Genomic DNA, 14,380 nt, shown 5'->3' on the forward strand with positions numbered 1-14,380 from the left:
GATTATTAGAAAAGATAGATACTAATTTATACTTTTGAAGTTGCGATTTAATCGGTTTTTTTGTCTAATCTCTATATTCAATATCCATTACAATACTATCTTTTTTTTGCCAGGGATTATTTTAAAATCATCTGAAGTTCCGAATCCTGAATCATAATATTGCACAAAAATGAGTCATTCCAAAAAGCAGTTTTAGTTTCTTTGGGCTTATTTTTCATAACTATATTGACCGAATCTATGTTTTTGTTATGAAATAAAATCTATTTTCGCTTTAGCTGTAATCCCCAAAACCCAATGCGCGATGAGGTATCCTCACCAAAATCGGTTTCATTGACTTTTTTCACACCTTCTATGGTATAAAAAGCGTTTGGATGATAGGTGTTGATGGCACTTGTCAATTCATTGAGTTTTTCACGTTTTAAGACCAAGAACACAATGTTCACTTTTCCTTTTTTCCCTTCGGCATCCAAAATTGAATATCTATAGTTTTTATCCCTCAAAAAAGTCAGAAATTCATGAACGGGTTCCTTTGTGATCAATCGTAGCACCACGCGTCCAATGGCGAGCTTCTCTTCCATATACATGCCCACATAAGTGCCTACGGCAAAACCACTGGCATAAGCAATATAAGACAGGACATTATCAATATTGGTAATAATCTGGCCTATAGCCAACAACCAGATCAATGCTTCAAAAAAACCTAAAAAAGGAGCGACATTTCTTTTTCCGCTCATCACAAAAATAATTCGGATGGTAGAAATGGAAACGTCCCCAATCCTTGCAAAAAATATTAACAACGGAATGATCACGTAGTTGAGAACGTTCTCACTAACACCGAAATTATCATAAAAAAATTGTTCCATACTTTTCGAATATTATACTAAACCGTTGTGATTTTTGAAATCTAAACGGTTTAGTCGCTATGTAGATTGCAAAGGTAATTATAACTTTATTAGAAAAATAAATGTTTTTTGATTGAAGTTGAAACGATAAAACCTATTGAGGTTGTTCTGTTTAAATCCAAAATTTTAAGTTTATTGCTTATAGATAACCTTAATTCTTTAATCAAAACTATCTTTACCCCAGATTATAGGGATTAAAAAAAGCATGAAAATATATAAGGTAAATTCAATAAAAGGTAACCGTCTGATAATTAGCGGTAAATCAGATGATCCTTTGTGGGAACGAGCAGAGGTCTTAGATGATTTTTTATCGCCTTGGTCGGAAGATCCTATTGGAACAATCGAATTTAGAGCACTTCATGATGGACAAAATTTGTATGTATGCTACCGCGTTCAGGACCGTTCATTACATATCGATAAGACAGATAATTCTAAAAAAAGCGTGGACAATTCCGATCGGGTAGAGCTTTTTTTAAGGTCTGATAAAAATTTGGATCCTTACTATTGTCTTGAAATCGATCCTATGGCGCGGGTTCAGGATTTTATCGCACGCCCCAACCGCCAATTCGATTTTACATGGAATTGGCCAAAAGAGGATATTGTTGTAAAATCCCATATCACTGATACTTATTTTACGGTAGAAATTGTTCTCAGCATTTCGTCGTTAAATAAATTTCAGCTGCTTCAAAATGATGGGCATATTGAAGCAGGAATTTATCGTGCAAAATACAACCAACAATCCAACGGCGATTTTGAAGCGACTTGGATAACTTGGGTAGATCCTCAGACCGAAACGCCTGATTTTCATATCGCATCATCTTTCGGTAAATTAAAATTGGAGCACTTTTAGGGTTTCAAAAAAGGCATTGCGTTTTCGGAGTTGATAATATTTATGGGTAACAGAAACTGTTCCGGAATTTGTTTTTCAAAGACCAAGTGCTCAATCAAAAATTTCATTCCTAGATAAGCTTGTTGTCTAGGGTTTTGATGGATCAGAAAATCTATGGTTCCATTTTTTAAATGATTTATGTTTTCTGTCAAAAGATCATAACCCACTAATTTAATATGGTCTTTTGTTTCGTTTTCAAGCATTCTTGCCACATGGAAAGCTTTTGAATTGGTGACGAATAGTCCTTTTAAATTGGGATGATTGTTTAGAAAAGTTCTTAGCTTATCCTCTGTTTCCCCATGTTTTAACTTACATTTTAAAATCGTGCCCTTAAAGCTGTCCACATCATCAAAGTAGCTCCTAAAACCTTTTTCTTTTTCTTGCATGTGCACTGCATTTTTATATTGCTCGTCAATATGGATAATGGCCATATCGCCATCGGTATTGATGCTATGCAATAATTTGGCGGCAACTCTACCGCTTTGGTACAAATCCTGTCCAATGAAATTGGCACTGGAGGTTGTGATTTGGTTGTTAAACGTGCAAACTTTTATGTTTAATGACTGGTAATGTTCCAATACACTTTTTGCTTCCTTAAAAAATAAAGGAACCATCAAAATAACGTCAGGAGCGGTTTTGAGCATCGCTTCATTGTTGTTTAAAAAATCGGCTGTATCCGTTGGATCGAATAGAAAGGTGTTGACCCGCACATCAAAAGCATTAAACTCCGCAAGCGCGTTATTGATGCCGTCCATACAAACATCCCAATAGGGGTCTATTTCCGAATTTGGAAGCAGAGCACCAATGTTAAAGTTTTTGTTGTTTTTTAAGTTTCTGGCAATAAGATTAGGTTGGTAATTAATGTCTAAAAGGAGTTGTTTTACTCTGTCTTCAACATCTTTGGCAACGTTTCCTCTATTATGGATTACCCTATCAATTGTTCCTTTAGAAACACCTGCCAATAGGGCAATATCTTTTATCGTATATTTTTTCATCATTCACATTTGTAAAAACCACAAGAGATGTTTATATTCGCATAACTGTGTTCGAGCACAATTTAGAAAATACGCTGAATATTTCAAAATTAAAGCTATTAATGTTAATTCGACCATAGGTATCATTACAAAATAATAAACTCTAAATGTGATTTTCAATCGATGGATTTCACTGGCAAATAAAAACAAAAAAATGGTAGAAACAAACAAACCAACATTAGTCATTTTGGCTGCGGGAATGGGCAGTAGGTACGGTGGTTTGAAACAAATAGATACATTTACGCCACAAGGTGACACCATCATGGATTTTTCAATTTATGATGCGCTACACGCCGGATTTGGAAAATTTGTATTCATTATTAGGAAAACTTTTGAAAAGGAATTCAAGGAAATAATAGATAAAAAACTGGAAGGCAAAGCTGAAGTACAATATGTGTTTCAGGAGTTTGATAGTGTTCCAGAAAAATATATTGATCCCAACAGAACAAAACCTTGGGGTACAGGTCATGCTTTGTTGATGGCCAAAGATGCCGTAAAGGAAAATTTTGCCGTCATCAATGCGGATGATTTTTACAGTAGGGAAGCCTTTGTTGTTATGGCGAAATCGTTGTCGGAAAAAGATAGGGATTCCTATGATTTTAATATGATGGCCTATCTGCTTAAAAATACAGTTTCTGATCATGGCCATGTGGCCAGGGGAGAATGCGAGGTTGATGATAAAGGTTTTTTGATTGATGTTACAGAACGTACGCATATTGAAAAAGTGGATGGCCAATTAATGCGATTGGATGACCGTGGTAAGTTTATTCCAATTGATGGCGACACCATCGTTTCTATGAATTTTTGGGGGTTTACACCAAAATGTTTTGAGTTTGGAGGTGAGTTGTTTGATGCATTTTTAGAGGTTAATAAGAATAATCCTAAAGCCGAGTTTTTTATTCCATACGTTGTTAATGAAATTTTAAGATCGGAAAAAGCAAGTGTTGAAGTTTTGAAATCGGATGCACAGTGGTTTGGGGTTACTTATAAAGAGGATAAGGAAATAGTACAATCCGCTATCGAGAAGTTGAAGGAAGACGGCGTTTATCCAGTTAATTTGTGGTAAGATGGAGGCAGAGCGATTAAATTTTATTTTCGATCAGTTTGAGCATGGCTCCCAATTTGACAGCTTTAAAGAGTTGGCATCGGGCCATATCAACGATACCTATTTAATTAAAACAAAAAAGAAGCCATATTATGTGTTGCAGCGCATTAATCACGGTGTTTTTCCGGATGTGCCTGGACTTATTGAAAATAAGGTAGCTATTAGCCAGCATATTAAAGAGAAATTACAGCATCTTTCAAAGAAAAAACAAAAGCGTCGCATTCTTAAGTTTTTTAAAACCAATACCGGAGCTTCATTTTATAGAGGCAACGAAGGGAATTATTGGAATTTGATGCAGTTTATTGATAAAAGTGTGACGCACATGACCGTCCCAAATAAAGATGTGGCTTATGAGGGAGGGCGATTGCTAGGTCAGTTTTTGACACTGACAAATGATTTTGATGCTTCAACATTAACTGAGGTCATACCAAATTTCCATGATATGTCATTTAGATATTCTGAGTTTGATGAGGCCTTGAAAATAGTTTCGGACGAACGGCGTGAACGTGCAAAGCTCTATATAGATTTGGTACAGAATGCCAAGGATGAAATGCATATTCTTGGACGCTTAAAAGAATCGGGCGAAATTAAAATGCGGGTAACGCATAACGATACCAAAATTTCGAACGTGCTTTTTAACAAAAAGGAAAAGGGATTGTGCTTGATAGATTTGGATACTGTAATGCCCGGAATTGTACATTATGATTTTGGTGATGCCATCCGGACCAGTTGCAATACCGCTGCTGAAGATGAAACCAATCTGGATTTGGTCGAGTTTAACCTCGATTATTATAATGCTTTTACGAAAGGATTTTTAAAGAAAATGAAAAAATCCTTAACTCCTTTAGAAATAAAATATCTGCCCTTAGGAGCTAAAACAATGATTTTTATAATCGGATTAAGATTTTTAACCGATTATCTTAAAGGCGATATTTATTTTAAAGTAAAATACCCTGAGCACAATTTAGATCGTGCGAAAAACCAATTTAAATTAATGCAAAGCCTTAGTGAAAAACTTGGAGTTTAACAATTAAACACAAGTTATCCACTAAGGTTCATTTGTTCATAAATAAGATTATCAAACCAAAAAACAATTAATAACAGATCACTAACCGAAACCATTTTCTTATGAGTACTACATCAAAAAATAATATCGTTCCTATTGCAATTATTGGAGGGCTTTTTGCAATTTTCGGTTTTGTAACCTGGATCAATGGCGCATTAATCCCGTTCATGAAAACCATTAATGAGCTTACCGAGGCGCAGTCTTATTTAGTGGCCACGGCTTCTTATATTTCTTTTGTGGTGATGGCTTTGCCAGCATCTTATATTATTAATAAAATTGGCTATAAAAATGGAATTTCATTGGGCTTGGCTGTTATGGCCGTTGGTGCTTTAGTGTTTATTCCTGCAGCAGATGCGCGCACCTATTCGTTGTTTTTAGTGGCTATTTTCATTCAAGGGATCGGGATGACCATTTGTCAAACGGCAGCAAATCCCTACATTACTATTTTAGGGCCTATTGAAAGTGGTGCCAAACGTATGGCCATGATGGGCATTGCAAATAAAGTGGCCGGAGCACTTGGTTCTTTAATATTTGGAGCTTTATTATTATCGGGTATCGATGAAGTGAACGAGCAGTTGGGAAGTGTTTCTGATGAACAAAAGGATGTGTTATTAAATTCGATGGCTGATAGTGTACACACGCCTTATATTGTAATGGCGGTTGTTTTATTTGTATTTGCTTTGCTCATTAGAAAAGCAAATTTACCACATGTTGAAGCGACTGAAGAAGATGAAGTAGGAGGTGTTTCAAACAACAATAAAACCATTTTCCAATACCCACATTTATGGTTGGGCGTTTTAGCATTATTTGTATATGTAGGTGCTGAAGTTATTGCTGGAGATACAATTATAGCTTACGGTATCTCTATAGGTATTCCGGCAACAGAAGCTAAATTTTTTACGACCTACACGTTGATGGCCATGGTTGCTATGTATGCGGTTGGTGCATTCTTGATTCCAAAATATCTTAAACAGAAAACAGCATTGATTATTTCTGCTATTTTAGGTATTGTGTTTAGTATCTGTATTTTGATGACTTCAGGATTTGCTTCGGTCATGTTTGTGGCTGCATTAGGTATTGCCAACGCATTGGTATGGCCTGCAATTTGGCCATTAACCTTGGACGGATTAGGAAAACATACCAAAACGGCTTCGGCATTATTGATTATGGCCATTGCTGGTGGCGCTATCATTCCGCCGTTGTATGGGCGTTTGGTAGATGCTGGTAAAGATGAGATGGTTGCCCAAGGCATTCAAGATATGGAAACTTTGGCAACGGCATCAACAAGTAGTTATTGGATATTGATTCCATGTTATTTGATCGTTCTGTTTTTTGCGGTAAAAGGGCATAAAATTAAAAGCTGGGGAAAATAAATTGTGATGTCTAACATTTAGCAGATCATATATTTAAGATGGAAGCGACCAAAACATATAAATGGGGAATGATTGGCTGTGGTAGTGTGACCGAGCTAAAGAGCGCGCCTGCGTACCAGAAAACGGAAGGGTTTGAGCTTTATGCCGTGATGCGAAGAGATGTTGCCAAAGCTCAAAATTATGCCAAACGTCATAATGTCCCTCATGTTTTTTCAAATGCTGATGAGCTTATTAACCACCCCGAAATTGATGCCATTTATATTGCTACGCCTCCTGATTCGCACGAATATTATGCCTTAAAAGTGGCGGAGGCAGGTAAAATATGTTGTATCGAAAAACCAATGGCACCAAGTTTTGAAGCCTGTTTAAGAATTAATGCAGCTTTTGAAGCCAGAAATTTGCCACTATTTGTAGCCTATTATCGAAGGTCATTACCACGGTTTTTACAACTAAAAACCTGGATCGATCAGAAAAAAATAGGCGATATAAGACATATCCATTGGCATTTTAGTAAACCGGCCAATGATATAGATAAGTCTAAAACATACAATTGGCGTACCGATGCGACAATTGCTCCCGGTGGATATTTTGATGATTTGGCATCGCATGGACTCGATTTGTTTGCGTTTTTATTAGGAAATATTTCCGAAGCAAAAGGAACCGCAATAAATAAGTTGGGACTTTATTCGGCAAAGGATTATATCACAGGAAACTGGAAACACCATTCGGGAATTACCGGATTTGGCACTTGGGATTTTGGTGCAGATCAACGGGAAGATGTTGTCAAAATATATGGAAATGAAGGTAATATATGTTTTTCTGTGTTTGGCGATGGTCCCATTATTTTAGATCGTGACAACGAATCACAACACCTAAATATTCCCCATCCCGAACATGTGCAATGGTATCATGTTCAAAATATGAAGATGCACTTAGATGGCGATGGATTACATCCGTCAACCGGAGCATCTGCTGCGCAAACTGCGTGGGTTATGGATTCCATATTAGAAAATAAAATAGAAGTCAAAAAAAAATAAATATAAAAAAGAATAAGACATGTTAAAAAGCACACTCGATAAAGCAACTGGTTTCGAAAAAAGATTCGAAAACATCAATACGGTAATATTTGAGGATTCTCAAGTAGCCTCCAAAGCCGTTGCAAAAGAAATAGCAGATCTTATTAAGGTAAAACAATCTCAAAAGCAACCCTGTATTTTAGGATTGGCTACAGGTTCTTCACCAAAAGGTCTTTATGCTGAATTAGTGCGTTTGCACAAAGAAGAAGGCTTAAGTTTTAAAAACGTTGTAACTTTTAATTTGGATGAATACTATCCCATGGAACCGGATTCCGTGAACAGTTACGTGCGATTTATGAAGAAAATGCTTTTTGATCACGTGGATATCCTCCCAGAAAATTACTTTATTCCGGACGGAACCTTATCCAAAGAAGAAATTGCAGATTATTGTAGTGTCTATGAGAAGAAAATTGAAGCTTATGGCGGAATCGATCTTCAAATTTTAGGAATTGGTGGTAATGGACATATTGGTTTTAACGAATCTGGATCCTTACAAAACTCCAAAACACGCTTGGTTGCTTTAGACCATATTACCAGAGTTGCGGCCAGTAAAGATTTTGCAGGGTTAGCCAATACGCCAAGAACAGCGATTACTATTGGTGTTAAAAAAATTATGGAAGCCAAACGTGTTATTCTGTTGGCTTGGGGCGAAAGTAAAGCCGAAATTGTTAAAACTTCAGTAGAAGGCCAAGTTACCAACCAAGTACCAGCTTCATTTTTACAAGAGCACAATAATGCTACTTATGTACTCGATAAAGAGGCGGCGTCCAAGTTAAGCCGTATCAATACCCCATGGTTGGTTGAAAAAGTAGTTTGGACGGACCGATTGATCAGAAAAGCAGTTCTTGGATTGGCATTACATCTTAAAAAGCCAATTCTTATGCTTACAGATGCTGATTATATCGAAAACGGAATGAGCGATCTATTAGCTGATTTTGGTCAGGCATACGATATCAATATTAAAATTTTCAATAAAGTACAGCATACCATTACAGGTTGGCCAGGAGGAAAACCGAATGCTGATGATACGTACCGTCCAGAACGTGCAGAACCGGCCAAAAAACGCGTATTGATTTTTAGTCCACATCCCGATGATGATATTATCAGTATGGGGGGGACGTTCAAAAGACTTCATGAACAAGGACATGAAGTACACGTAGCTTATCAAACTTCTGGAAACATTGCCGTTGCAGATGAAGAAGCTTTGCGCTTTGCAAATTTCGTGATTGATTACAATGAGAAATTTGGAATTAAGAGTGAAACGACCGAAAAAATCTATAAAAAAGTGGTTAAATCGCTCGTAGATAAAAAACCGAGTGAGATTGATATTCCAGAAGCGCGCTATATCAAAGGATTGATCAGAAAAGGAGAGGCTAGGGCTACAAGTCATTTTATTGGGTTACCAGATAATCAGATCCACTTTATGGAATTGCCTTTTTATGAAACAGGAACCATTGATAAACATCCATTAGGCGAAGAAGATATCCAATTAACTGTTGATCTTATTGAGAAAATTAAGCCACATCAAATTTATGCTGCTGGCGATTTGGCCGATCCACACGGAACGCATAAGGTGTGCTTGGATGCAATTTTTGAAGCAATCAGAAGAATAAAAGACAAACCTTTTATGAAGGATTGTTGGGTATGGCTTTACAGAGGTGCTTGGCAAGAATGGGGCATTGACGAAATTGAAATGGCCGTACCGATGAGTCCGGACCAAGTGTTGGAAAAACGACATGGTATATTTAAGCATCAATCACAAAAAGATGGCGTTGTATTCCAAGGATCGGATGCCAGAGAGTTTTGGCAACGTGCGGAAGATAGAAATAAAGAAACTGCAGCACTCTATGACCAATTAGGTTTGGCACATTATGCAGCAATGGAAGCGTTTGTAAGATGGCACTTTTAGATTAAAATCTAAAAGTGTCTCAATTGGTATTTAGAGTGCCATACATCTTATCGTTTTTACCAATGATTATTCAACTTGTAAAAACGATATCTTAAAAAAATTGAAAAGAAAAAGTCATTTAACTATAAGGGAAGAATTATGATGGAAGTAACAATGAAAACTTTATCACAAATGAGTGGGTATTCCGTATCTACGGTATCCAAGGCATTGCGGGACAAAAAAGATATCAGTGTGAAAACTAGAAAGATTATAAAGGAATTGGCGGCAACTTATGATTTTGTTCCTAACAATTCGGCAATAGCACTTAGGTCTCAAAAAAGCAATACCATTGCTGTAATTGTACCAAAGATTGACAGTATGATTTACGGTAGTATGCTCAACAGTATTCAACATATTGCTTTTGAGCAAGGGTATCGTGTCGTGGTACAGCAATATCTTAATCATGAAAGTGGCGAATATGGTTGTCTAAAAAGTTTAAGAAATGGAGGTATTGACGGCGTGATTGTTTTAGGGTCATCCCATAGTTTGGAAGATCTAAAAAACAGTTCTGAAGCCAATGCTTTTCCAACAATAGTTAAAAAAATTGATGACTTTAGTTTAAATCCTGTTGAATATAAGGCTTTTGGAAGAAAGATGATCAATGCCCTGTTTTTTAAAATAGAAAGTAGGGATAACGCAATGGCAATGAAATTATACTAGAACCTTGTATGTTCTGAGCAGTTTTATGCCTATAAATCTTATCATAGTATGAAGAAACCTTTAACTGAAATAGCCCAAATACACAGTTGGTATTTTGAGAAGTCGTTTTCGAGTTTTCAAACTTATGAACAGTTTATCAATTGGTTACGCATTGAGTTTTATTGTTTTCTTCAAAGCGATCAAGATGCTCTATTAACGATTTATTTTCCAAATGGCAAGGTTAAAGTGAGACATCAAGAAACAACAGATTCACTTCTAATTTCTAAAATCACCATTGAAAGCAAATGTGCAAAAATAGGTTTGAAAATGAAAAAAAAGGTTTCAGAGTTTTTGAATCATATCGAAAATTATTACAACTATAGCCAAAGCCCAGTATTGAATTAGTAATGGATGTGTGTAACAACACCTATCCATTATGTCCTAGATTAATTTGGTTTAAAAAATATTATCAGTAACATTAAATTTAATTCCCCCACTTAAATAAAAAAGCACCAACATTTTGTGGTGCTTTTTTGATTTTATTAAATGTTGGCTTACTGAATAATGCCGCCACAGCTTACACGTCCGCCAGCATCACCCGTAGGTTGTGTCACAAAATCATCAATGCCTTCATGTACAATGACAGCTTTGCCAACGATATCTTTAGTGTCATCGCCACAACCTATACACCATTCATCGGTGGTCATTGTAATAGTGGCATTTCCATCGGCATCTGCAACAAGATTTCCTATATCTCCTTTATGATAGCCCTCTGCGCTTCCCCATTTGCCATGAGGTTGTTTGGTTGGATTCCAGTGTCCTCCGGTTGATGTTCCATCGTCCGATGAACAATCTGCTTTTTCATGAAGGTGGATGGCGTGTTCGCCCGGAGTCATTCCGCTAAGATCTGCAACCATAGTAACTTTGCCGTCTTCTTCAGTAAAAACTGCTGTACCTTCAACGGTGCTATTGCTTTTTGACTCTAGTATAACTTCTATTGTTTTGACTTCTTTTACATCAGATAAAATAAGTGTTTCTTCAACGGTTTCTTCAATTGGCGTTTCTTTTTTGTCGTTTTTACAAGAAGTGGTCAATGCCAAAGAAAAAACAGCAAGTATTATAATTGGTAATCGTTTCATGGTAATTGGTTTTAATGTTTAAATATTTAAATGATTTATGGGTGTATCCATAACAATTAATTTCAATCTTAAAATAAATTTGATAAGACTAAAAAAGTTGGATTCCGGTTTTAAAATTAGTTTAAATTGAACGTTTGGTATGACTTATATCATATTTTTTCTAGCCTATTTAAAATAATTTTATCAAATTTAATCAAAATATAAATGAGATGGACTTAAATCGATAAAATCACTGTTTCAATTTTTTAGACGGTGAGGTATGGGTTCGATTTTTTGTGAAATTGTTTTTGCAAGTTAAACTTCTAAATAAATTAGCCTAACGATTTGATTATCAATAAAATAATCTAGATTTCTGAATTGCAGACTACAAGTGTTTCTTATAGAATTTAAATTATAGAAAAATAATTCTTTTATTTTTTTGTCAACACAACAAAAAGGAATGCACTTCACGTTTAGAATTAAAACTATTTAAATAAATTCGTTGTGTTAAAATTTAATAGTATCTTTTAACAAATTTTAATAAAAATAAAAACCAAACAAATTAAATAACCCAAACTATGAACAAAATTATAGTACCTATTGATTTCTCAGAATATTCAGAATATGCGCTTGAGTCAGCGGCTATTTTAGCAAAAAAGCACAATGCTGAGATTTTTGTATTGCACATGCTCGAAATGTCAAATGCGGTTTTGACAGCTTCTGGTGATGGTCCAAAACCTAAAATGTTATATTTTTTGAAACTGGCCGAACAAAAGTTTGAAGAGTTTTTACAAAAAGATTATTTGGTTGGACTTAAAATTACGCCCATCGTCAAAAGTTTTAAGGTTTTTAGTGAAGTCAGCATGGTGGCAGAAGAGCAAGGTGCCGATTTGATTGTAATGGGATCGCATGGCGTGAGTGGGTTTACTGAGGTTTTTGTAGGATCAAATACCGAGAAAGTAGTGCGTCATTCAAAATTGCCAGTTTTGGTAATTAAGCAAAAACCTGCTAACCTCGATTTTGAAACTATTGTTTTTGCTTCCGATTTTTCATTGAAAAGTGTTGATGTTTATAAACGTGCTTTGGCCATGTTGGGAGAACAATCCAATATCCATTTTTTATATGTGAATGTCCCAGGTGAGAATTTTAAAAGTACCGCTCAAATGGAGCAAAAAGTTGCCGATTTTTTAATGAAGGCCGAAGGCAATATGAGTAAGTTGAATAAGGTTCATTATGTTTCAGATTATTCCATACAAGAAGGAATTGTTAATTTTTGCAACGTTTTTGGAGCCGATTTGATAGTAATGCCAACACATGGAAGAAAGGGATTGGCACATTTTTTTGAAGGTAGTATTACTGAAGATATGGCCAACCGTGCCAATCTTCCGGTCATGACTTTTAAGATATAATAGCTAGGGGAAAAACGATTTAATCGCTTCGAAACTCTATTATAACCAAGGTTGGGAACCTTCAGTTTTGAAAATATATTTTAAATAGGACAAAATTATCCGAAATATGATTTTTGTCATGTTTTCTTCATTTTAATGACTATACCTTTGAGAATTGAAACACTAAAACAACTATTATAATTATGAAATCAAAACTGAAAGTCACCTTGTTATTTGCATTTTCATTATTGCTATTTGGCTGCAATAATGAAAAAAAAGTTGAATACGCTTCAACAGACAGCATTCCCGTGAGTAGGGAAATGGTTGCGGAATTGACAGCTCCACCACATGTGCCACCACCTGTAGGAAATCGAAAGGCAAAAAAACTCATCGTTAAAATGGAAATCTTAGAAGCAGAGGGTGAGATTTCAAACGGTGTTCGTTATGTGTATTGGACTTTTGGAGGATCGGTTCCAGGGAGTTTTATCAGAGCTCGTGTAGGAGATGAAATTGAATTCCATTTACAGAACCATCCTGATAATAAACTGCCACATAACATCGATTTGCATGCGGTGAACGGTCCAGGTGGAGGTGCTGAATCTTCTTTTGTGGCACCAGGACACGAAAAAGTATTTTCATTTAAAGTATTGGCTCCGGGACTTTATGTTTACCACTGCGCTACGGCACCTGTTGGGATGCATATTGCCAACGGTATGTACGGCCTTATTTTGATAGAGCCAGAAGGAGGATTGCCTCCAGTAGATCGGGAGTATTATGTGATGCAAGGCGATTTTTATACCGCAGGACCTAACGGCGAGCGTGGTTTACAACCTTTTGACATGCAAAAAGCTGTGGATGAAAAAGCGGATTACGTTGTATTTAATGGTAGTGTAGGTGCTTTGACGGGCGATGGTGCTTTGACGGCCAAGGCTGGTGAAACTGTAAGATTGTTTATGGGTAATGGAGGACCTGGATTGGTGTCGTCATTCCATATTATCGGTGAAATATTTGATAAAGTTTGGGTTGAAGGCGGTAGCTTGGTCAATGAGAATGTTCAAACCACTCTAATTCCTGCTGGTGGCGCAGCCATGATAGAATTTAAGGTTGATGTTCCTGGATCGTATATATTAGTGGACCACTCTATTTTTAGAGCTTTTAACAAAGGCGCGCTGGGAATGCTTAATGTTACCGGTGAGGAAAATTCCAAAATTTATTCTGGAGAGCTTATGGAAAACATTTACCTTCCAGAAGGACCAGGAATTCAAAAAATGCCAACTACGGATGAGATTAAAGAATCTGATATTCCTGCAAAATCATTTGAGGAGCAGATGAAATTTGGAAAGCAGATTTATGGTCAAACTTGTATTGCTTGTCACCAAGCCGAAGGGCAAGGTATTGCCAATGCATTTCCTCCTTTGGCAGCTTCAGATTATCTGAATGCTGATGTGGACAGAGCTATTGATGCAGTACTTCACGGTTTAAGCGGGGAGATTACCGTAAACGGTGTTAAGTATAACAGTATCATGACTGCACAAATGATTTCGCAAGAAGAAGTAGCTAACGTATTGACCTATGTGTATAACAGCTGGGGCAATAACAAAACCATTGTGACCCCAGAAATGGTCAGAAAAGTTAAAAACAGATAGAAATTGATTAAATACGGAGTATCCATTAGTTGCCAACTTTTTATGGATGCAAAATATTAAATAAAAAATTTAAAATTATGAGTACCAAATTCTTCAGGTTGTCTTTTGTTTTGATCTTATTCCATATGTTTAGTTATGGGCAATCTGAAGATATGGTACGTATTAAAGGCGCACGCTACGTCCCATTGTACGGCAG

Annotated in this window: 13 protein-coding genes; 10 read left to right on the forward strand and 3 right to left on the reverse strand. The window is 36.3% G+C overall.

Annotated features, from left to right (window positions below; all coding sequences use genetic code 11):
• Positions 1–260: 260 nt before the first annotated feature.
• A complete protein-coding gene (locus tag VNJ50_RS03475; RefSeq protein ID WP_325579087.1) occupies positions 261–863 on the reverse strand; it encodes a DUF2179 domain-containing protein in 603 nt (200 codons plus the stop codon).
• A gap of 244 nt (positions 864–1,107) precedes the next feature.
• Between VNJ50_RS03475 and VNJ50_RS03480 the strand changes: the two genes are divergently transcribed.
• A complete protein-coding gene (locus VNJ50_RS03480; RefSeq protein ID WP_325579089.1) occupies positions 1,108–1,752 on the forward strand; it encodes a sugar-binding protein in 645 nt (214 codons plus the stop codon).
• Here VNJ50_RS03480 and VNJ50_RS03485 read toward each other — a convergent pair.
• A complete protein-coding gene (locus tag VNJ50_RS03485) occupies positions 1,749–2,786 on the reverse strand; it encodes a LacI family DNA-binding transcriptional regulator (protein ID WP_325579091.1) in 1,038 nt (345 codons plus the stop codon). The two genes, VNJ50_RS03480 and VNJ50_RS03485, sit on opposite strands and share 4 nt — an antisense overlap.
• Positions 2,787–2,979: 193 nt before the next feature.
• Here VNJ50_RS03485 and VNJ50_RS03490 point away from each other — a divergent pair, with 193 nt between their 5' ends.
• From VNJ50_RS03490 to VNJ50_RS03520, 7 genes are all read left to right on the forward strand, one after another.
• Positions 2,980–3,891 carry a nucleotidyltransferase family protein gene (locus tag VNJ50_RS03490; RefSeq protein WP_325579093.1) on the forward strand — a complete coding sequence of 304 codons (912 nt, stop codon included), beginning with the start codon at positions 2,980–2,982 and terminating at the stop codon, positions 3,889–3,891.
• Between the two features lies 1 nt (position 3,892).
• Complete coding sequence (locus tag VNJ50_RS03495; protein WP_325579095.1) at positions 3,893–4,957, forward strand: aminoglycoside phosphotransferase family protein; 1,065 nt, start codon at positions 3,893–3,895, stop codon at positions 4,955–4,957.
• 101 nt (positions 4,958–5,058) lie between these two features.
• Positions 5,059–6,369, forward strand: a complete 1,311-nt coding sequence (locus VNJ50_RS03500; protein WP_325579097.1) for a sugar MFS transporter — start codon at positions 5,059–5,061, stop codon at positions 6,367–6,369.
• A gap of 38 nt (positions 6,370–6,407) precedes the next feature.
• Complete coding sequence (locus VNJ50_RS03505; protein ID WP_325579099.1) at positions 6,408–7,406, forward strand: Gfo/Idh/MocA family oxidoreductase; 999 nt, start codon at positions 6,408–6,410, stop codon at positions 7,404–7,406.
• 19 nt (positions 7,407–7,425) lie between these two features.
• Positions 7,426–9,354: a glucosamine-6-phosphate deaminase gene (gene nagB, locus VNJ50_RS03510; protein ID WP_325579101.1), complete on the forward strand. Its 1,929-nt coding sequence runs from the start codon at positions 7,426–7,428 to the stop codon at positions 9,352–9,354.
• Between the two features lie 138 nt (positions 9,355–9,492).
• The gene (locus tag VNJ50_RS03515; RefSeq protein WP_325579103.1) at positions 9,493–10,053 is read left to right on the forward strand and encodes a LacI family DNA-binding transcriptional regulator; all 561 of its coding nucleotides are present in this window, start codon (positions 9,493–9,495) and stop codon (positions 10,051–10,053) included.
• 48 nt (positions 10,054–10,101) lie between these two features.
• Positions 10,102–10,437 carry a hypothetical protein gene (locus VNJ50_RS03520; RefSeq protein ID WP_325579105.1) on the forward strand — a complete coding sequence of 112 codons (336 nt, stop codon included), beginning with the start codon at positions 10,102–10,104 and terminating at the stop codon, positions 10,435–10,437.
• 149 nt (positions 10,438–10,586) lie between these two features.
• On the opposite strand, the gene VNJ50_RS03525 is transcribed toward VNJ50_RS03520, so the two are convergent.
• Positions 10,587–11,171 (reverse strand): superoxide dismutase family protein, encoded by a 585-nt coding sequence (locus tag VNJ50_RS03525; RefSeq protein WP_325579107.1) that lies wholly within the window; start codon positions 11,169–11,171, stop codon positions 10,587–10,589.
• 557 nt (positions 11,172–11,728) lie between these two features.
• Between VNJ50_RS03525 and VNJ50_RS03530 the strand changes: the two genes are divergently transcribed.
• Entirely contained in the window at positions 11,729–12,559 is an 831-nt protein-coding gene (locus VNJ50_RS03530; protein WP_325579109.1) for a universal stress protein, read from the forward strand.
• 182 nt (positions 12,560–12,741) lie between these two features.
• A complete protein-coding gene (nirK, locus tag VNJ50_RS03535) occupies positions 12,742–14,184 on the forward strand; it encodes a copper-containing nitrite reductase (protein WP_325579111.1) in 1,443 nt (480 codons plus the stop codon).
• Positions 14,185–14,380 lie beyond the last annotated feature (196 nt).

It is taken from the genome of Gelidibacter sp. (assembly GCF_035577925.1).
GTDB lineage: Bacteria > Bacteroidota > Bacteroidia > Flavobacteriales > Flavobacteriaceae > Gelidibacter.

Excerpts from the sequence above, each read along its gene's own strand:
- VNJ50_RS03475 (WP_325579087.1), bottom strand. The coding sequence starts at position 863 with ATGGAACAATTTTTTTATGATAATTTCGGTGTTAGTGAGAACGTTCTC.
- VNJ50_RS03480 (WP_325579089.1), top strand. The coding sequence starts at position 1,108 with ATGAAAATATATAAGGTAAATTCAATAAAAGGTAACCGTCTGATAATT.
- VNJ50_RS03485 (WP_325579091.1), bottom strand. The coding sequence starts at position 2,786 with ATGAAAAAATATACGATAAAAGATATTGCCCTATTGGCAGGTGTTTCT.
- VNJ50_RS03490 (WP_325579093.1), top strand. The coding sequence starts at position 2,980 with ATGGTAGAAACAAACAAACCAACATTAGTCATTTTGGCTGCGGGAATG.
- VNJ50_RS03495 (WP_325579095.1), top strand. The coding sequence starts at position 3,893 with ATGGAGGCAGAGCGATTAAATTTTATTTTCGATCAGTTTGAGCATGGC.
- VNJ50_RS03500 (WP_325579097.1), top strand. The coding sequence starts at position 5,059 with ATGAGTACTACATCAAAAAATAATATCGTTCCTATTGCAATTATTGGA.
- VNJ50_RS03505 (WP_325579099.1), top strand. The coding sequence starts at position 6,408 with ATGGAAGCGACCAAAACATATAAATGGGGAATGATTGGCTGTGGTAGT.
- nagB (WP_325579101.1), top strand. The coding sequence starts at position 7,426 with ATGTTAAAAAGCACACTCGATAAAGCAACTGGTTTCGAAAAAAGATTC.
- VNJ50_RS03515 (WP_325579103.1), top strand. The coding sequence starts at position 9,493 with ATGATGGAAGTAACAATGAAAACTTTATCACAAATGAGTGGGTATTCC.
- VNJ50_RS03520 (WP_325579105.1), top strand. The coding sequence starts at position 10,102 with ATGAAGAAACCTTTAACTGAAATAGCCCAAATACACAGTTGGTATTTT.
- VNJ50_RS03525 (WP_325579107.1), bottom strand. The coding sequence starts at position 11,171 with ATGAAACGATTACCAATTATAATACTTGCTGTTTTTTCTTTGGCATTG.
- VNJ50_RS03530 (WP_325579109.1), top strand. The coding sequence starts at position 11,729 with ATGAACAAAATTATAGTACCTATTGATTTCTCAGAATATTCAGAATAT.
- nirK (WP_325579111.1), top strand. The coding sequence starts at position 12,742 with ATGAAATCAAAACTGAAAGTCACCTTGTTATTTGCATTTTCATTATTG.